The organism is Pseudomonas sp. TH07 (assembly GCF_016651285.1).
GTDB lineage: Bacteria > Pseudomonadota > Gammaproteobacteria > Pseudomonadales > Pseudomonadaceae > Aquipseudomonas.
The window spans coordinates 2688699-2706267 of the sequence record NZ_JAEKED010000001.1; the positions used below are offsets into that span (position 1 = coordinate 2688699).

Here is a 17569-nt window from a genome sequence, read left to right on the forward strand (position 1 = left end):
GAATTCCTTTTACAGGTTGAGTGTCAGGCTGACGGTGAAATTGCGCGGCTCGCCGGGGTTGACCCAGTAGTTGCTGTAGGAGCGCTCGTAGTATTTTTCGTCGAACAGGTTGTTCAGGTTCAGGCCCAGGGTCAGTTCGTCGCTGGCCTTGTAGTGCGCCAGCAGGTCGACCGTGTGGTACGCCGGCAACTCGAAGTTGCCTCCGGCTTCACCCGAGCGGTCACCGACGTAGGTGAAGGCCGCGCCTGCGTCGGAGCCGCGCAGCCAGCCATTCTGGAATTCATACACCCCCAGCAGGCTGCCGCTGCGCTTGGCCACGCCCAGGATCCGGCTGCCGGCGGGAATCGCCTGGTCGCCCTTGGTGACCTCGGCATCGATGTAGGCCAGGGCGCCGATCACCCGTACCGCGTCCGTCAGTTGCCCGCTCAGTTGCAGGTCGACACCCTGGCTGCGGGCCCGGCCCATGGCGCGGCTGGAGTCGGTGCCTGGGTCCAGCGCCAGGACGTTTTTCTTTTCGATGTGGAACGCGGCGAGGGTGGCGCTCAGGCGCTCGTCGAACAGCTCGCTCTTGAGTCCGGCCTCATAGCCGACACCTTCTTCGGGGGTGAACGACTTGCCGGCCGCGTCCAGGCCATTGTTCGGCTTGAAGGAGGTCGAGGCGTTGGCAAACAGGCCCAGTTGCGGGGTCAGCTGGTAGAGCAGGCCGACTCGTTGGGTCAAGGCGTCGTGGGTCTGGCGGCTGGTCTTGCCGCTGACATGGTTATCGATGGCCTGCTCGAAATGCTCGAAACGTACGCCGATCAGGCCACGCAGGCGTTCGCTGAAGATGATCTGATCCTGCAGGTTCAGCGCCTGGCTGCGCACATGCTCGAAGAAATCGGTGCCGGAGGGCAGGCCCGCCGGTTTCGTCTGGCCGTAGACCGGGTGGTAGATATCGATGGCATAGTCGCCGCCGGCGCGGGTGGTGACGCGCTCGTTCTTGCGGTAGTCCTCGTACTCGCTGCCGATCAGCAGCTCATGCTGCCAGCTGCCAAGGTCGAAACGGCCGCGCAGTTCCAGCTGGCTGATGCTGTCGTGCCACGAGGTGTCGCGCTCGCGATAGCGGCGGTTGACGCTGTGGCCGTTGGGGTTCAGCGGACGGCTTTCCGAGGCAAAGCCCCATAGCTGGCCTTGCTTGTAGTGGCTGGCCAGGCGCAATGACCAGGCGTCATTGAGCTGATGCTCAAGGGCCGCTTGCAGCAGGTTGTTGTGGTTGTCGATGTCGCCGTCGTTGGGTTCGCCAAGAAAGGTCGAGCGCGAAACGCCACTCCAGCGATTATTGGGGGCGACGATGCCCCGATCGAAGGTGGAGCTGTGGCGAACCAACTCGCTTTCCAGGGTCAGGCGGGTGTCCGGGTCCAGTTGCCAGCTGAAGGAGGGCGCGACGAAAACCCGCTTGCTGTCGACGTGATCGCGAAAGCTGTGATTGTCCTCCACCGCCAGATTGACCCGCGACAGCAGTTTGCCTTGCTCGTCGAGCGGGGTATTGAGGTCGAGGGCGGTGCGATAGCGGTCCCAACTGCCGGCGCTGGTCTGCAGGGTGGCAAAGGCCTCGGGCTGGGGTTTCTTGGTCACGATATTCACCGTGCCCCCTGGGTCGCCACGCCCGTAAAGGCTGGCGGCAGGGCCCTTGAGCACTTCAATGCGCTCGATATTGGCCGCGTCCGGGGTGCTGGGATAACCGCGGTTGGCGCTGAAACCGTCCTTGTAGAACTCTGAAGTGGTGAAGCCGCGCACGCTGTATTCGTAGAGGGTCAGGCCGCCGAAGTTGTTCTGCTTGGAAACCCCGCCGGCGAATTCCAGGGCGCGCTCGACATGGTTGCTGCCCAGGTCCGTGAGCACGCTGGCGGGGATGACGCTGATGGATTGCGGGATGTCGCGGAGCGCGGTGTCGGTCTTGGTCGCGCCGCTGGAATAGGTGGCGCGATAACCTTTGTGCGGTTCGCTGGCCGAGGGAAATTCAGAGGTGACGCTGATGGCGTCCAGTTCAACGGTTTGCGGTTCTTCGGCGAAGACAGGATCCCCCAGCAGGCCCAGGGTCAGGCCTGCCAGGGAGACGATTTTGCGAGACGTCATGGCATCGTTCCAATAGCGATATTGAAACAATATAACATGACCAATGAGAATGCATGCTTTTAACCGGGGTCGCCCCCGGTCGGCACTTACTCTTGTTCTTTAACCGGTGCTGGCGGTGGGCGCAGGCCGATTTCGGCGGTGAGTTTGAGCTCCTTGCCATTGCGCATCACCAGGATGCTGACCTTGTCGCTGGGTTTGATCCGCGCCACCTGGTTCATCGAGCGTCGACCGTCGCCTGCCGGCTCGCCATCGATGCTCAGGATGACGTCACCCAGCTGCATGCCGGCCTTCTGCGCCGGGCCATCGCGGAAGATCCCCGCGACCACGATCCCCGGGCGTCCGGACAGGCCAAAGGATTCCGCCAGCTCCTGAGTCAAGGGCTGCACCTCGATCCCCAGCCAGCCACGGATCACCTGGCCGTGCTCGATGATCGACTTCATCACCTCCATGGCCAGTTTGATCGGGATGGCAAAGCCGATGCCCTGGGAGCCGCCGGACTTGGAGAAGATTGCGGTGTTGATGCCGGTCAGGTTGCCGTTGGCGTCCACCAGGGCGCCGCCGGAGTTGCCCGGGTTGATGGCGGCGTCGGTCTGGATGAAGTCTTCGTAGTTGTTCAGGCCCAACTGGTTGCGTCCGGTGGCGCTGATGATGCCCATAGTCACCGTCTGGCCGACCCCGAACGGGTTGCCGATGGCCAGCGCGACGTCGCCGACGCGGATATTTTCCGAGCGGCCGATGGTGATCGATGGCAGGTTCTTCAGGTCGATCTTGAGCACCGCGAGGTCGGTTTCCGGATCGCTGCCGATGACGTGGGCCAGGGTTTCGCGACCATCCTTGAGTGCCACCACAATCTGCTCGGCGCCGGTGGTTACATGGTTGTTGGTCAGCAGATAGCCTTCCGGGCTCATGATCACCCCCGAACCCAGGCTCGACTCCATGCGCTGCTGCTTGGGCAGGTTGTCGCCGAAGAAGCGCCGGAACTGCGGGTCTTCAAATAGTGGATGGGCGGTTTTGTTGATCACCTTGGTGGTGTAGAGGTTGACCACCGCCGGTGCGGCGATGACCACTGCATCGGCATAGGACACCGGGCCTTGCTGGGTGCTGGTGGTCTGCGGCGCCTGCTGCAGGTTGACGTCCAGGCTGGGCAGCCCGACCCATTGCGGGTAACGCTGGATAATCAGCAGCGCGATAAGCACGCCGGCCAGCAGCGGCCAGCCAAAAAAACGCAGAGCCTTGAGCATTGAGCAAGTCCTGGGTGGTTACGAAGGACCGCACACGGCCCATAATGTCGCGCATTATACGAGGCCACGCGCGCCTCTGAACGGGATATTTAGGAGTCTTTTATGGCCGTTGCCCTGAGCACCCTGGTAGAAGAAGCGGACCGATATCTGGGCAGTTCGCGGATCGCCGATTATTGCCCCAACGGCCTGCAGGTCGAAGGCCGGCCGCAGGTGATGCGCATTGTCAGCGGGGTCACCGCAAGCCAGGCGCTGCTCGACGCCGCGGTCGAGGCCAAGGCTGACCTGGTGCTGGTGCACCATGGTTATTTCTGGAAAGGCGAGAACCCCTGCATCACCGGTATGAAGCAGCGTAGGTTGAAAACCCTGCTCAAGCACGACATCAGCTTGCTGGCCTATCACCTGCCGCTGGACCTGCACCCGGAGGTCGGCAACAACGTGCAACTGGCGCGGCAGCTGGACATCACCGTCGAAGGCCCGCTGGACCCGGAAAACCCGAAAATCGTCGGCCTGGTGGGCTCCTTGAACGAGCCGATGACCGCCCGTGACTTTGCCCGTCGCGTGCAGGAAGCCATGGGCCGCGAGCCGTTGCTGATCGAAGGCAGCGAGATGATCCGCCGCGTGGGCTGGTGCACCGGTGGTGGCCAGGGTTACATCGACCAGGCGGTGCTGGCCGGGGTCGACCTGTACCTGAGCGGCGAAGCCTCGGAGCAGACCTTCCACAGCGCCCGGGAAAACGACATCAGCTTTATCGCCGCCGGCCACCATGCCACTGAACGCTACGGGGTACAGGCACTGGGCGACTACCTGGCGCGGCGTTTTGCCCTGGAGCATCTGTTTATCGACTGCCCGAATCCGATCTGATCCTCGGCGGTGAAAGGCTCGGTCGAGCCCTAACGAGGCGATATATTCATATATCGTTTCGTTCTATCTGGCGGCCTGATTAGAAGATGACGCTGTGCTAGCATGCCCCGCTCGAACACGGCCCGATGGCCGTCCATAAGAAAGCTTTCGTGAGTAGCCATGGTCGACAAACTGACGCATCTGAAACAGCTGGAGGCGGAAAGCATCCACATCATCCGCGAGGTGGCCGCCGAGTTCGATAACCCGGTGATGCTGTACTCCATCGGTAAAGACTCCGCCGTGATGTTGCATCTGGCCCGCAAGGCGTTCTTCCCCGGCAAACTGCCGTTCCCGGTGATGCACGTCGACACCCAGTGGAAATTCCAGGAGATGTACAGGTTCCGCGACAAGATGGTCGAGGAACTGGGCCTGGACCTGATCACCCACGTCAACCCGGACGGTGTGGCGCAGGGCATCAACCCTTTCACCCACGGCAGTGCCAAGCACACCGATATCATGAAGACCGAAGGCCTGAAACAGGCCCTCGACAAGTACGGCTTCGATGCCGCCTTCGGTGGTGCCCGTCGCGATGAAGAGAAATCCCGTGCCAAAGAGCGCGTGTACTCGTTCCGCGACAGCAAGCACCGCTGGGACCCGAAGAACCAGCGCCCCGAGTTGTGGAATGTCTACAACGGCAAGGTCAACAAGGGCGAATCGATCCGCGTGTTCCCGTTGTCGAACTGGACCGAGCTGGATATCTGGCAGTACATCTACCTCGAAGGCATCCCGATCGTGCCGCTGTACTTCGCCGCCGAACGCGAAGTGATCGAGAAGAACGGCACCCTGATCATGATTGACGACGAGCGGATCCTCGAACACCTGTCCGATGAAGACAAAGCCCGTATCGTCAAAAAGAAAGTACGTTTCCGTACCCTTGGCTGCTACCCGTTGACGGGCGCGGTGGAGTCCGAGGCCGAAAGCCTGACGGACATCATCCAGGAAATGCTCCTGACGCGAACTTCCGAGCGCCAGGGCCGGGTCATCGACCACGATGGCGCAGGCTCGATGGAAGACAAAAAACGTCAAGGTTATTTCTAAGGGGCTGTCATGTCGCATCAATCTGATTTGATCAGCGAGGACATCCTCGCTTACCTGGGCCAGCACGAACGTAAAGAGCTGCTGCGCTTTCTGACCTGCGGTAACGTCGACGACGGCAAGAGCACGCTGATCGGGCGCTTGCTGCACGACTCGAAGATGATCTACGAAGATCACCTGGAAGCCATTACCCGCGACTCGAAGAAAGTCGGTACCACCGGTGACGACATCGACCTGGCGTTGCTGGTCGACGGCCTGCAGGCCGAGCGTGAGCAGGGCATCACCATTGATGTCGCTTACCGTTATTTCTCCACCGCCAAGCGCAAATTCATCATTGCCGACACCCCCGGCCATGAGCAGTACACCCGCAACATGGCGACCGGCGCGTCCACCTGCGACCTGGCGATCATCCTGGTGGATGCTCGCTACGGCGTGCAGACCCAGACCCGCCGCCACAGCTTCATCGCCTCGTTGCTGGGCATCAAGCACATCGTTGTGGCCATCAACAAGATGGACCTCAAGGGCTTTGCCCAAGGTGTGTTCGAGTCGATCAAGGCCGACTACCTGAAGTTCGCCGAAGGCCTGAAGATGCAGCCCACCAGCATGCATTTCGTGCCGATGTCGGCCCTCAAGGGCGACAACGTGGTGAACAAGTCCGAGCGTTCGCCGTGGTACACCGGCCAGTCGCTGATGGAAATCCTCGAAACCGTGGAAGTGGCCGGCGATCGCAACTTCACCGACCTGCGCTTCCCGGTGCAGTACGTGAATCGTCCGAACCTTAACTTCCGTGGTTTTGCCGGCACCCTGGCCAGTGGCATTGTGCACAAGGGCGACGAGATCGTCGTGCTGCCGTCGGGCAAGAGCAGCCGGGTCAAGTCCATCGTCACCTTCGAAGGTGAGCTGGAGCATGCAGGTCCGGGTCAGGCGGTGACGCTGACCATGGAAGACGAAATTGATATCTCCCGTGGCGACCTGCTGGTACACGCCGACAACGTGCCGCCGGTGACCGACAGCTTTGAAGCCATGCTGGTGTGGATGGCTGAAGAGCCGATGCTGCCGGGCAAGAAGTACGACATCAAGCGCGCCACCAGTTACGTGCCGGGCTCGATTGCCAGCATCGTCAACAAGGTCGACGTCAACACCCTGGAAGAAGGCCCGGCCAGTGCCTTGCAGCTGAACGAGATCGGCAAGGTCAAGATCAGTCTCGACGCGCCGATCGCTCTCGACGGCTACGAAAGCAACCGCACCACTGGTGCCTTTATCATCATCGACCGCTTGACCAACGGCACTGTGGGCGCCGGCATGATTGTCGCCCAGCCGCTGGCCCATGGCAGCGCCACGCACCATGGCAAGCTGGCCCATGTAGCGACCGAAGAACGCGCCCAGCGCTTTGGCCAGCAGCCGGCCACCGTGCTGTTCAGCGGCCTGTCGGGCGCAGGCAAGAGCACCCTGGCCTATGCGGTTGAACGCAAGTTGTTCGACATGGGCCGTGCGGTGTTTGTCCTGGATGGCCAGAACCTGCGTCATGACCTGAACAAGGGCTTGCCGCAGGACCGTGCCGGGCGTACCGAGAACTGGCGTCGTGCGGCGCACGTTGCCCGTCAGTTCAACGAAGCCGGCCTGCTGACCCTGGCCGCCTTTGTCGCTCCGGACGCCGAAGGGCGTGAGCAGGCCAAGGCGCTGATCGGCAAGGAGCGTTTGCTGACCATCTACGTGCAGGCGTCGCCAGCGGTGTGTGCCGAGCGTGATCCACAAGGTCTGTACGCTGCCGGTGGCGACAACATCCCGGGTGAGTCCTTCCCGTACGATGTGCCGTGGAATGCCGACCTGGTGATCGACACCCAAGCACTGTCGCTGGAAGAAAGCGTCAAGCAGGTGCTGGATCTGTTGCGCCAGCGCGGCGCGATTTGAAGCAGTAGCCGCTACGAGCTTCACGCTTGAAGCGGCAAGAAAAAGCCCGCAGCCGATCACTCGACTGCGGGCTTTTTTGTGGGCAGGTGATTAGTGACTGGCCGGGTATTGGCGGTGCATTTTTTCCAGCAACGCATCCTTGTCCAGCCACAGCTGGTTGATCCAGCTCTGGAATTGCTGGCGGTACTCGGCGTCCTGTTCGTAGTTCTTGCCAATGAACTGGGGCGGGATCGGCAGTTCTTCGAAATGCACGACCACCTCTTTCACCCTGCCGCACAGCAGGTCCCAGTAACCCGGACGACCGCCGGGGTAGTGGATGGTGACGTTGACGATCGATTTCAGTTGTTCGCCCATGGCATCCAGCACAAAGGCGATGCCGCCGGCCTTGGGCTTGAGCAAGTAGCGAAAGGGCGATTGCTGCTGTGCGTGTTTGCCCTCGGTAAAGCGCGTGCCCTCGGCAAAATTGAACATTCCCACCGGGTTGTTGCGAAACTTCGCACAGGTCTTGCGGGTGGTTTCCAGATCCTGGCCTTTTTTCTCCGGGTGCTTTTCCAGGTAGGCCTTGGTGTAGCGCTTCATGAACGGGAAACCCAGGGCCCACCAGGCCAGGCCAATGACCGGGACCCAGATCAGTTCCTGCTTGAGAAAGAACTTCAGCGGACGGATGCGCCGGTTGAGTACGTATTGCAGGACCATGATGTCGACCCAGCTCTGGTGGTTGCTGGTGACCAGGTAGGAGTGCTGGTAGTCCAGGCCCTCAAGCCCGCTGAGGTGCCAGCGGGTGCGGCAGATGAGTTTCATCCAGGCATTGTTGTTGCTGATCCAGGCTTCGTGGGTATGGCTCATCAGCCAATCGGTGAAGCGCTGGGTGAGGGCGAACGGCAGCAGCTTGAAGATCGCCACGCAGAACAGGAACGAGCACAGCAGGATGGTGTTCAACGCCAGTAACAACGACGCGATCACCCCGCGCACGGCGGCAGGCAGGAATTCCAGCATTTAGATATCCACAGGTCGGTTGGCGGCTTGAATCGCGGTCAGGGCGATGGTGTAGACGATGTCGTCCACCTGCGCCCCACGGGGCAGGTCGTTTACCGGTTTGCGCAGGCCTTGCAGCATCGGCCCCAGGCTGACGCAGTCGGCACTGCGTTGCACCGCCTTGTGGGTGGTGTTGCCGGTGTTCAGGTCGGGGAACACAAACACCGTGGCCTTGCCCGCCACCTGGCTGTTGGGCGCCAGTTGATGGGCAACCGCTTCGTTGGCCGCGGCATCGTATTGCAGCGGTCCGTCGATCAGCAGGGTGCTTTGGGCTTCGTGGGCGAGCAGGGTGGCTTCGCGGACTTTTTCCACTTCCTCACCGCTGGCCGAGTCGCCGCTGGAGTAGCTGATCATCGCCACCCGTGGGGTGATCCCGAAGGCCGCCGCCGAGTCGGCGCTTTGCAGGGCGATCTCGGCCAGTTCGCTAGCGCTTGGGTGCGGATTCATCACGCAGTCGCCGTAGACCAGCACCTGCTCGGGGAACAGCATGAAGAACACCGAGGACACCAGGGTGCAGCCCGGGGCGGTCTTGATCAGTTGCAGCGCCGGGCGAATGGTGTTGGCAGTGGAGTGAATGACCCCGGACACCAGGCCATCGACTTCATCCAGGGCCAGCATCATGGTGCCGATGACCACTGGGTCTTCCAGTTGCTGTTCGGCCATCGGTGCGTTGAGGTTTTTGCTCTTGCGCAGCGCCACCATCGGCTCGACGTAGCGTTCGCGAATCAGGTCCGGGTCGAGAATCTCCAGGCCTTCGGGCAGTTCGATGCCGTGGGCACGGGCCACGGCTTGGACATCTTCCGGCTTGGCCAGCAACACGCAACGCGCAATGCCACGGGCCTGGCAGATGGCCGCCGCCTGCACGGTCAGGGGTTCGCTGCCTTCAGGCAGGACGATGCGCTTGTTGGCTTCCTGGGCACGCTGGATCAACTGATAGCGGAACACCGCCGGGGACAGGCGCATTTCCCGTGGGGTGCCGCAGCGTTGGTGCAGCCAGCGGGCATCGAGGTGGCTGGCGACGAAGTCGGTGATGATTTCCGCGCGCTCGCGGTCGTCGATGGGGATTTCCTTGTTCAGCCCGTTGAGCTGATTGGCGGTGTCGTAGGAGCCGGAACTCACCGACAGCACCGGCAGGCCAGCGTTGAGGGCGCCGCGGCACAGCTCCATGATCCGTGGGTCGGGCAGGGTATCGCTGGTCAGCAGCAGGCCGGCCAGGGGGACGCCGTTGATGGCGGCCAGGCTTACCGCGAGGATGATGTCGTCGCGATCGCCGGGAGTCACCACCAGCACGCCGGGCTTGAGCAGTTCCACGGTGTTGCGCATGGTGCGCGCGCAAATGATGATTTTGGTCATGCGCCGGGTTTCATAGTCGCCGGCGTTGAGTACCTGGGCGCCCATCAGGTCGGCCACGTCACGGGTGCGCGGGGCGTTCAGCTCCGGTTGGAACGGAATGCAGCCCAGCAGGCGGAAATCACCGCTGCGCAAGAGCGGCGAGTGTTCCTTCAGGCGGGCGGCGAAGGCCTCCATGCTTTCGTCGGTACGCACCTTGTTGAGGATCACCCCCAGCACTTTCGGGTCGCGCGGGCCGCCAAACAGTTGGGCCTGCAACTCGACACGCCCGGAGAGCTCGGTGAGCACTTCGTTTTCCGGGGCGGAGACCAGGATCACCTCGGCATCCAGGCTTTTCGCCAGGTGCAGGTTGACCCGAGCCGCGTAGCTGGCGCTGCGGGTCGGCACCATGCCTTCGACGATCAGCACGTCTTTGCCGACGGCCGCTTCCTGGTAGAGGGTGATGATTTCTTCGAGCAGCTCATCCAGCTGGCCGTCGCCCAGCATGCGCTCGACATGGGCCAGGCCCAGGGGTTGCGGGGGCTTGAGGCCGTGGGTGCGGGCTATCAGTTCGGTGGAGCGCTCGGGGCCGGTGTCGCCCGGATGGGGCTGGGCAATGGGTTTGAAAAAGCCGACTTTGAGCCCGGCCCGTTCCAGCGTACGCACCAGCCCGAGGCTGATGGAGGTCAGACCCACACCAAAATCGGTGGGTGCGATAAAAAAAGTTTGCATGCGGGTTCTCGAAGGGTGCATGGCAAAGGTGGCGGTCTATGTCTGGCCGCCTACCTGATAGTCAGACGCTAAGGTTATCGTTATCCAGGCCCTGAGCACACCAGCCGCAGGCAAAGGGTTGGCCTATTTTTTTCTGCCGTTGCGCGGCGTCGGTGACCCAGGCCCGTGATTGCCAGGGTGGCTGGTGGCGCAGATGCTGGGTGTGGCCGCAGGAAAGCTCGGCGACCCAGTGCTGATCTTCGTCCTGATGAAAACCAGTGACCGTCGGCGGCTTCGTTCGAGCCCGTCCGTCCGGGTTCTGTTCGCTTTCGGGCAAATCCTTGTTTAGACTTGTCCGTTCTTCATTCTTATGCAAAAGGTCTCGCCCCCATGCTGATCGCCGCCAACAAGGCTGTCTCCATCGACTATACCCTGACCAACGACGCTGGTGAGGTCATCGACAGCTCAGCCGGCGGCGCGCCGCTGGTCTACCTGCAAGGTGCAGGCAACATCATTCCAGGCCTGGAAAAAGCCCTGGAAGGCAAGAAAGTCGGTGATGAACTGACCGTTGCCGTAGAACCTGAAGATGCCTACGGCGAATACGCTGCCGAACTGGTCAGCACCCTGAGCCGCAGCATGTTCGAAGGCGTAGACGAGCTGGAAGTGGGCATGCAGTTCCACGCTTCCGCTCCGGACGGCCAGATGCAGATCGTGACCATCCGTGATCTGGACGGCGACGATGTGACCGTTGACGGCAACCACCCGTTGGCCGGCCAGCGTCTGAACTTCCAGGTGAAAATCGTCGACATCCGTGACGCCAGCCAGGAAGAAATCGCCCATGGTCACGTCCATGGCGAAGGTGGTCATCACCACTGATTTTCTGCGCTAAGCTCAAGTTGACTGGAGAGGCGCCCGAGGGCGCCTTTTTAGTCCGCGACGGTTGTTGCCGGCGAGTGAGTGTGACTGTCGGGTGCTGTTTTTCTGCAAGAACACGGGAATCTGGAGTTCGTCATGAGTGCTTTTCACGACCTTAAATTGAAAGCCCTGGATGGTCAGGAGCTACCGCTCGCGCCCTTCAAGGGGCACGTCGTGCTGGTGGTCAACGTCGCCTCCAAGTGTGGTCTGACACCACAGTATGCGGCGTTGGAAAACCTCTACCAGCAATACAAAGACCAGGGTTTCAGCGTGCTGGGCCTGCCGTGCAATCAGTTTGCCGGCCAGGAACCAGGCACCGAGCAGGAAATCCAGGAGTTCTGCAGCCTCAACTATGGCGTGACCTTTCCACTGAGCAGCAAGCTGGAGGTGAACGGTCCGGAACGTCATCAGCTGTACCGTCTGCTGGCGGGTGAGGGGGCTGAGTTTCCGGGAGATATCACCTGGAATTTCGAGAAGTTCCTGCTGGGCAAGGACGGCCGCGTCCTGGCGCGTTTCTCGCCGCGCACCGCACCGGATGACCCCACCGTGATTCAGGCGATTGAAAAAGCCTTGAGCTGATAGACACTGCCGGGCCTCGCTGCCCGGCTGGTTTCCTGCCTTGCAACGACACGTCGTGTGTCGATCCCCTCTCGCACTTTTGCACCTTAATCACCCTGATCAATAGTGCTGTGCGGCGCTTTGATCGAAGAATATTATCCCCATCATAAGCTCGCCGCTGCCTGGCTCTGGCCAACGGCTGCCCGCCGAATTGAATCCGCTTATCCATGGAGTGCCGCATGTCCGCTCAAGCCCTGTTCAAACCGTTTCAGCTCGGCTCCCTGGAGCTGCCGACCCGCGTGGTGATGGCGCCCATGACCCGTTCGTTCTCCCCGGGCGGCGTGCCGAACTCGAAAGTCATCGAGTACTACCGGCGCCGTGCGGCGGCCGGTGTGGGCCTGATCATCACCGAAGGCACCACGGTCGACCACAAGGCTTCCAACGGTTACCCCAACGTGCCGCACTTCTACGGCGAAGCGGCGCTGGCCGGCTGGAAGAAAGTCGTGGACGCGGTGCACGCCGAAGGCGGAAAAATCGTCCCGCAGCTGTGGCATGTGGGCAGCGTACGGCGCATCGGCACCGAGCCGGATGCCAGCGTGCCGGGTTATGGCCCGACGGAAAAACTCAAGGACGGCCAGGTCGTGGTCCACGGCATGACTCACCAGGATATCCAGGAGGTGATCGCAGCCTTCGCCCAGGCCGCCAAGGATGCCCAGAGCATCGGCATGGACGGCGTAGAGATCCACGGCGCCCACGGTTACCTGGTGGACCAGTTTTTCTGGGAGGGCAGCAACCAGCGTACCGACGAATACGGTGGCAGCCTGGCCAAGCGCTCGCGGTTTGCCATTGAGTTGATTCAAGCCGTGCGGGCCGCAGTGGGGCCGGGCTTCCCGATCATTCTGCGTTTTTCGCAATGGAAGCAGCAGGACTACAGCGCTCGCCTGGTACAAACCCCGGAGGCCCTGGGTGAGTTCCTGCAACCGTTGGCGGACGCGGGTGTGGATATCTTTCACTGCTCGACGCGGCGCTTCTGGGAGCCGGAGTTCGACGGCTCGCCACTGAACCTGGCCGGCTGGACTCGCAAGCTCACCGGCAAGCCGACCATCACCGTGGGCAGCGTGGGCCTGGATGGCGAGTTCCTGCAATTCATGGTCAACACCGACAAGATCGCGCAGCCGGCCAGTCTGGAGAAGCTGCTGGAGCGCCTGAACAACGACGAATTCGACCTGGTCGCCGTGGGCCGCGCTTTGCTGGTCGACCCGGATTGGGCGCAAAAAGTCCGCGAAGGACGTGAACAGGACATCCTGCCGTTCAGCCGCGAGGCCCTGACCACCCTGGTCTAGGCGACGCGCTGATCACCGGCCTGCGCAAGGCCGGCCGGTGAGGCTTCACGTCAGGGTCGAACCCTTCACCACCACCGGTTCCTCAAGGCAGGCCCCACGCAGTTGGCTTTCAAACTGCTCGATAATTGCCGGCCATCCCTGGCGGCTGGCGTGTTGTCGGGCGTTGAGCCGCACCCGGCGCAGGCTCTCTGCCTCCTCCAGCAGCCAATTGGCCGCATCGCAAAACGCCCCTTCATCGCCCGGCATCGCCAGCACCCCGTTATAGCCGTGACGGATATGGGCCGCCGCTGCCGCCTGGTCGTAGGCCACCACGCCCAGCCCCGAGGCCAGGGCCTCCAGCACCACGTTGCCGAAGGTTTCAGTGAGGCTGGGGAATAGAAACAGGTCGCCGGACGCATAGTGGCTGGCCAGGGCTTCACCGCGCTGGGCGCCGCAGAAAATGGCTTCGGGCAACTCCTTTTCCAGGGCCGCCCGTTGTGGGCCATCGCCGACCACGATCAATTTCATCCGCCGTTGTGGATAAGTCGTCTTCAAACTGTCGAAGCAGCGCCTGAGCAGGCCGAGGTTTTTCTCCGGGGCCAGGCGCCCGACATGAATCACCGCGAGCTCGTCATTGCCCAGGCCCCAGCTTTCACGCAGGCCGTTGAGGCGCTTGCTCGGGTGGAACAGTTGGCTGTCGACGCCTCGGGACAGCAACTCCAGGCGTTCGAAATGGCGACGCTCCAGTTCCAGGCGCTGGCTGGCGCTGGGCACCAGAGTCAACTTGGAGCGGTTGTGAAACCAGCGCAGGTAATGGGTCAATAGCCGTGTCAGCAAGCTCAGGCCGTATTGGCTGGAGTATTGCTGAAAGTTGGTGTGAAAGCCGCTGACGACGCTGATCCCCAGGCGCCGTGCGGCGCGCAGGGCCGATAAACCCAAGGGACCTTCGGTGGCGATGTACAGCACGTCCGGGCGCTGGCGTTTCCAGCGCCGCAACAGCTTGTGCATCGACGACTGGCCCCATTGCAGCCCCGGGTAACCCGGCAGCGGCCAGCCGCGGCAGAGCAGCAGGCCATCGTCGCTGAGGCGGCTCTGGTCGCAGCCCTGGCGTGGGCGGATCAGATCGACCTGATGCCCGCGCGCGCGCAAACCATCACACAGGCGGCCCAGGGTATTGGCCACGCCATTGATTTCCGGAGGGAAGGTTTCGGTGATGAGGGTGATATGCAGAGCTGTCGTCATGACCTCAGTGTCGGCTGAGGCCATGTCTTCATTGTGACGTTGCGATGATGGATTTGTGACCCGCTCAGCCTTTCTGGGTCAGCAGATTCTCGGCGCCGCGCTCGCGGACCCAGAACAACGTGGCTCCGGCCACTGCCGCCGGCATCATCAGGATATTGACGAACGGGATCAGCAGCGCCAGGTAGACGATGCCGCCGAAGCTCATGCTCTGCCAGCGCTTCTGCCGCAGCCAGGCGAGCATTTCGTTCCAGCCCAGCTTGTGGTTGTCCGCCGGGTAGTCGATGTACTGGATGGCCATCATCCAGATGCCGAAGATCAGCCACAGCGGGGCGGCGATCAGGTTGACCACGGGGATGAACGAAAGGATGAACAGGCCCAGGGCCCGCGGCAGGAAATAACCCAGTTTGCGCATTTCCCGGGACAAGGTGCGCGGCACCATGGCGATCAGTTCCCCCCAACTGAAGGGCGGGAAGTCATCGGTGCCGCGCACCACCACTTCGACCTTCTCGGCCAGAAAGCCGTTGAACGGTGCGGCAATGATGTTGGCGAGCATGGTGAAGCTGAAAAACACCATCAGCGCTACCAGCACCACAAACAATGGCCAGATGACATAACTGAGAAAACTCAGCCAGTCCGGCAGCGACGGCATCAGGCCATCGACCCAGATGCTGAAGTAATGGCCGGCCAGGTAGATCAATCCGACGAGCAGCACCAGATTGATCATCAGGGGCAGCAGGACGAACAAACGCAGGCCGGGGCTTAGGACCAGCTTCAGGCCTTCGCGCAGGTATTGCGGGCCGGACAGAACAGGGGCGGGCATAAGGAGCTCCGAGCAGTGTGGAAACGCGCCGACCTTACCGGCTTTGCCAGGCGGGCGAAAGCGGGGTGATCAGGTCGACATCAGCTGTAACAAAGGCGCCGTCAAATACGCAGGCACCGGATAGAGACCGCCTATGAGCTGGATTGTTAATCCGTATTTCCTTAATCTTCGCCCCCTCTATACGCTTCACCCATTATTTTTCGGACTTGCGAGCCCAAGCCTTCCCCAAGTGCTTTCGCGGTCCTTTTTTATTCCAGCCGGTCATCCGGCGTTCCGCGCCCGGTTATCCGGCCCGGTTGATAGGAGTGAGTCATGTCTGATGTACGTCATTCGCGTGTGATTATTCTGGGTTCCGGCCCTGCCGGTTACAGCGCCGCGGTCTACGCTGCCCGTGCCAACCTGAAGCCGCTGCTGATCACCGGCATGCAGGCCGGCGGCCAGCTGACCACCACCACCGAAGTCGACAACTGGCCGGGCGACGTCCACGGCCTGACCGGCCCGGCGCTGATGGAGCGGATGAAAGAGCACGCCGAGCGTTTCGAGACTGAAATCGTTTTCGACCACATCAATGCCGTCGACTTCGCTTCCAAGCCTTACAGCCTGACCGGCGACAGCGCCACCTACACCTGCGACGCGCTGATCATCGCCACTGGCGCCAGCGCCCGTTACCTGGGCCTGCCGTCGGAAGAAGCGTTCATGGGCAAGGGCGTTTCCGCTTGCGCCACCTGCGACGGTTTCTTCTACCGCAACAAGCCGGTGGCTGTGGTCGGCGGTGGCAACACTGCGGTTGAAGAGGCCCTGTACCTGGCCAACATCGCCAGCACTGTGACCCTGATCCACCGTCGCGAAACCTTCCGCGCCGAGAAGATCCTGATCGACAAGCTCAACGCCCGGGTGGCCGAGGGCAAGATCATCCTCAAGCTCAACGCCAACCTCGACGAGGTGCTGGGCGACAACATGGGCGTGACCGGTGCGCGCCTGAAGAACAACGACGGCAGCTTCGACGAGCTGAAGGTCGACGGCGTGTTCATCGCCATCGGCCACACCCCGAACACCTCGTTGTTCGAAGGTCAGCTGACACTCAAGGATGGCTACCTGGTGGTGCAGGGCGGTCGTGACGGCAACGCCACTGCCACCAGCGTTGAAGGCATCTTCGCGGCCGGCGACGTGGCTGACCACGTGTACCGTCAGGCGATCACCTCGGCTGGCGCCGGCTGCATGGCGGCCCTGGATACCGAGCGCTACCTGGACGGCCTGCAGAACGCTTCGTTCTAAGGCCGTTGCCATAAAAAAACCGGCGCAAGCCGGTTTTTTTATGGACGATTCAACGGTCGCCGTTGCGGGTCAGGCTTTGCGCGTCAGCGGCGCGCTGGCGAATTTGACCCCGGCCAGGCCGTGGGCGATCAGCGCGCGGATATTGCCGTGATCGCTGCCTTCAGGGGTGGCCAGCACCGCACGGTAATGCTCACCGAAGGCCAGCAGGGCCTCTTCATCGCTCAAACCTTCAAGCAACGCCAGGCCCAGGGTCTTGCACGAACCTTCATTCTGCCCGGCGCTGCTTTCCAGGCCTCCATTGTCGAAGGCCTGGGGCTGATAGTCGTAATGCGCAGCGATAAAGCCCAGAGTGTCGGCGAAGGCGTGTTCGCCGCTGTTGAGGCTGGTGCGCAGGGTGTTCAGGTCAGTCATGCTGTTTTCCTTTGGCAAACGCCGCTTGCTGCTCGGCGCTGGCTTCTTTCTGGTATTTGGCTTTGTACTCGGCGTAGGGCATGCCATACACCACTTCACGGGCGTCATCGAGGCTGAGCTCGATCTGACGTTCATCAGCCTCGGCCTTGTACCACTTGGACAGGCAATTGCGGCAGAAGCCGGCGAGGTTCATCAGGTCGATGTTCTGCACGTCCTTGCGGCTGTCCAGGTGGGCAACCAGGCGGCGAAAGGCGGCGGCTTCAAGTTCCAGGCGTTCTTGGGAAGTCATGGGATTCACTGGCAGAAGAAGTGGGGGAAAGCTTCAAGCGGCAAGCTGCACGTTGAAGCCGGTCCGTTTTGAACGTGCCGCTTGCGGCTAGCGGCTTGCCGCCAAGGTTATGGACACCGATTCGGCAAAGCGCAGAGCGTGGGGCTTGTCGACTTCGACCTCGGCATAGAGCACCGATTCGTTGGCCATGACCAGGTCCAGCAATTCCTGGGTCAGGCGCTCAAGCAGGGCGAAACGGTTGCCCTCCACGTGGGCGATGATCGCCTTGGTGATGGTGCGGTAGTTCAGGGCGTGGTCGATATCGTTATCGCGCACGGCGTCCTGAGCGGCATAGAGGATGGTCAGGTTGATCAACACATCCTGCTTGTTGAGGATCTCTTCCTCATTGATGCCGATAAAGGTCCGCAGGCACAGGTCCTTGACCCGGATGCGTGCCATTCCTGGCTGAAGTTGTGGCATT

17 protein-coding genes are annotated in these 17569 nt (G+C 61.7%); 7 read left to right on the plus strand and 10 right to left on the minus strand.

Annotated elements, in window-relative coordinates; all coding sequences use genetic code 11:
- Positions 1 to 9: 9 nt before the first annotated feature.
- Together JFU57_RS12520 and algW are read right to left on the minus strand one after the other, a co-directional pair.
- Positions 10 to 2115, minus strand: a complete 2106-nt coding sequence (locus JFU57_RS12520) for a TonB-dependent siderophore receptor (protein ID WP_201129473.1) — start codon at positions 2113 to 2115, stop codon at positions 10 to 12.
- 86 nt (positions 2116 to 2201) lie between these two features.
- Positions 2202 to 3356, minus strand: coding sequence for a Do family serine endopeptidase AlgW (algW, locus tag JFU57_RS12525; RefSeq protein WP_020297158.1), 1155 nt, complete (start codon positions 3354 to 3356; stop codon positions 2202 to 2204).
- Positions 3357 to 3458: 102 nt separating this feature from the next.
- On the opposite strand from algW, the gene JFU57_RS12530 reads away from it, so the two are divergent.
- The 3 genes from JFU57_RS12530 to cysN all read left to right on the plus strand — a co-directional run bounded on the left by JFU57_RS12530 (position 3459) and on the right by cysN (position 7202).
- A complete protein-coding gene (locus JFU57_RS12530; protein ID WP_201129479.1) occupies positions 3459 to 4217 on the plus strand; it encodes a Nif3-like dinuclear metal center hexameric protein in 759 nt (252 codons plus the stop codon).
- A gap of 159 nt (positions 4218 to 4376) precedes the next feature.
- Positions 4377 to 5294, plus strand: coding sequence for a sulfate adenylyltransferase subunit CysD (gene cysD, locus JFU57_RS12535; RefSeq protein ID WP_020297160.1), 918 nt, complete (start codon positions 4377 to 4379; stop codon positions 5292 to 5294).
- Between the two features lie 9 nt (positions 5295 to 5303).
- The gene (cysN, locus tag JFU57_RS12540; protein WP_201129480.1) at positions 5304 to 7202 is read left to right on the plus strand and encodes a sulfate adenylyltransferase subunit CysN; all 1899 of its coding nucleotides are present in this window, start codon (positions 5304 to 5306) and stop codon (positions 7200 to 7202) included.
- A 90-nt stretch (positions 7203 to 7292) separates the two neighbouring features.
- Here cysN and JFU57_RS12545 read toward each other — a convergent pair whose 3' ends face one another.
- From JFU57_RS12545 to JFU57_RS12555, 3 genes are all read right to left on the minus strand, one after another.
- Positions 7293 to 8198 carry an acyltransferase gene (locus JFU57_RS12545; protein ID WP_078469850.1) on the minus strand — a complete coding sequence of 302 codons (906 nt, stop codon included), beginning with the start codon at positions 8196 to 8198 and terminating at the stop codon, positions 7293 to 7295.
- Positions 8199 to 10298: a phosphate acetyltransferase gene (gene pta, locus JFU57_RS12550; protein ID WP_201129481.1), complete on the minus strand. Its 2100-nt coding sequence runs from the start codon at positions 10296 to 10298 to the stop codon at positions 8199 to 8201.
- 61 nt (positions 10299 to 10359) lie between these two features.
- The gene (locus tag JFU57_RS12555; RefSeq protein WP_078469852.1) at positions 10360 to 10614 is read right to left on the minus strand and encodes a DUF3565 domain-containing protein; all 255 of its coding nucleotides are present in this window, start codon (positions 10612 to 10614) and stop codon (positions 10360 to 10362) included.
- Positions 10615 to 10667: 53 nt separating this feature from the next.
- On the opposite strand from JFU57_RS12555, the gene JFU57_RS12560 reads away from it, so the two are divergent.
- The 3 genes from JFU57_RS12560 to JFU57_RS12570 all read left to right on the plus strand — a co-directional run bounded on the left by JFU57_RS12560 (position 10668) and on the right by JFU57_RS12570 (position 13093).
- A complete protein-coding gene (locus tag JFU57_RS12560) occupies positions 10668 to 11153 on the plus strand; it encodes an FKBP-type peptidyl-prolyl cis-trans isomerase (RefSeq protein WP_020297166.1) in 486 nt (161 codons plus the stop codon).
- A 135-nt stretch (positions 11154 to 11288) separates the two neighbouring features.
- On the plus strand, positions 11289 to 11771 hold the full coding sequence (locus JFU57_RS12565; RefSeq protein ID WP_078469853.1) for a glutathione peroxidase: 483 nt from the start codon (positions 11289 to 11291) through the stop codon (positions 11769 to 11771).
- Positions 11772 to 11989: 218 nt separating this feature from the next.
- Positions 11990 to 13093 (plus strand): NADH:flavin oxidoreductase, encoded by a 1104-nt coding sequence (locus JFU57_RS12570; protein ID WP_201129483.1) that lies wholly within the window; start codon positions 11990 to 11992, stop codon positions 13091 to 13093.
- 45 nt (positions 13094 to 13138) lie between these two features.
- Here the strand turns inward: JFU57_RS12570 and JFU57_RS12575 are convergent, their stop codons facing one another.
- Positions 13139 to 14338: a glycosyltransferase family 4 protein gene (locus JFU57_RS12575; RefSeq protein ID WP_078469855.1), complete on the minus strand. Its 1200-nt coding sequence runs from the start codon at positions 14336 to 14338 to the stop codon at positions 13139 to 13141.
- 40 nt (positions 14339 to 14378) lie between these two features.
- Positions 14379 to 15134, minus strand: a complete 756-nt coding sequence (gene cysZ, locus JFU57_RS12580) for a sulfate transporter CysZ (protein WP_078469856.1) — start codon at positions 15132 to 15134, stop codon at positions 14379 to 14381.
- A 312-nt stretch (positions 15135 to 15446) separates the two neighbouring features.
- Here cysZ and trxB point away from each other — a divergent pair, with 312 nt between their 5' ends.
- Positions 15447 to 16409, plus strand: coding sequence for a thioredoxin-disulfide reductase (gene trxB / locus JFU57_RS12585; RefSeq protein ID WP_078469857.1), 963 nt, complete (start codon positions 15447 to 15449; stop codon positions 16407 to 16409).
- Positions 16410 to 16478: 69 nt separating this feature from the next.
- Here the strand turns inward: trxB and JFU57_RS12590 are convergent, their stop codons facing one another.
- The 3 genes from JFU57_RS12590 to folX all read right to left on the minus strand — a co-directional run bounded on the left by JFU57_RS12590 (position 16479) and on the right by folX (position 17568).
- Positions 16479 to 16820 carry a HopJ type III effector protein gene (locus JFU57_RS12590; protein WP_201129485.1) on the minus strand — a complete coding sequence of 114 codons (342 nt, stop codon included), beginning with the start codon at positions 16818 to 16820 and terminating at the stop codon, positions 16479 to 16481.
- The gene (locus tag JFU57_RS12595; protein WP_020297173.1) at positions 16813 to 17109 is read right to left on the minus strand and encodes a DUF1244 domain-containing protein; all 297 of its coding nucleotides are present in this window, start codon (positions 17107 to 17109) and stop codon (positions 16813 to 16815) included. Before JFU57_RS12595 ends, JFU57_RS12590 begins: the two co-directional genes overlap by 8 nt.
- 87 nt (positions 17110 to 17196) lie before the next feature.
- Positions 17197 to 17568 carry a dihydroneopterin triphosphate 2'-epimerase gene (gene folX, locus JFU57_RS12600; RefSeq protein WP_020297174.1) on the minus strand — a complete coding sequence of 124 codons (372 nt, stop codon included), beginning with the start codon at positions 17566 to 17568 and terminating at the stop codon, positions 17197 to 17199.
- Between the last annotated feature and the right edge of the window lies 1 nt (position 17569).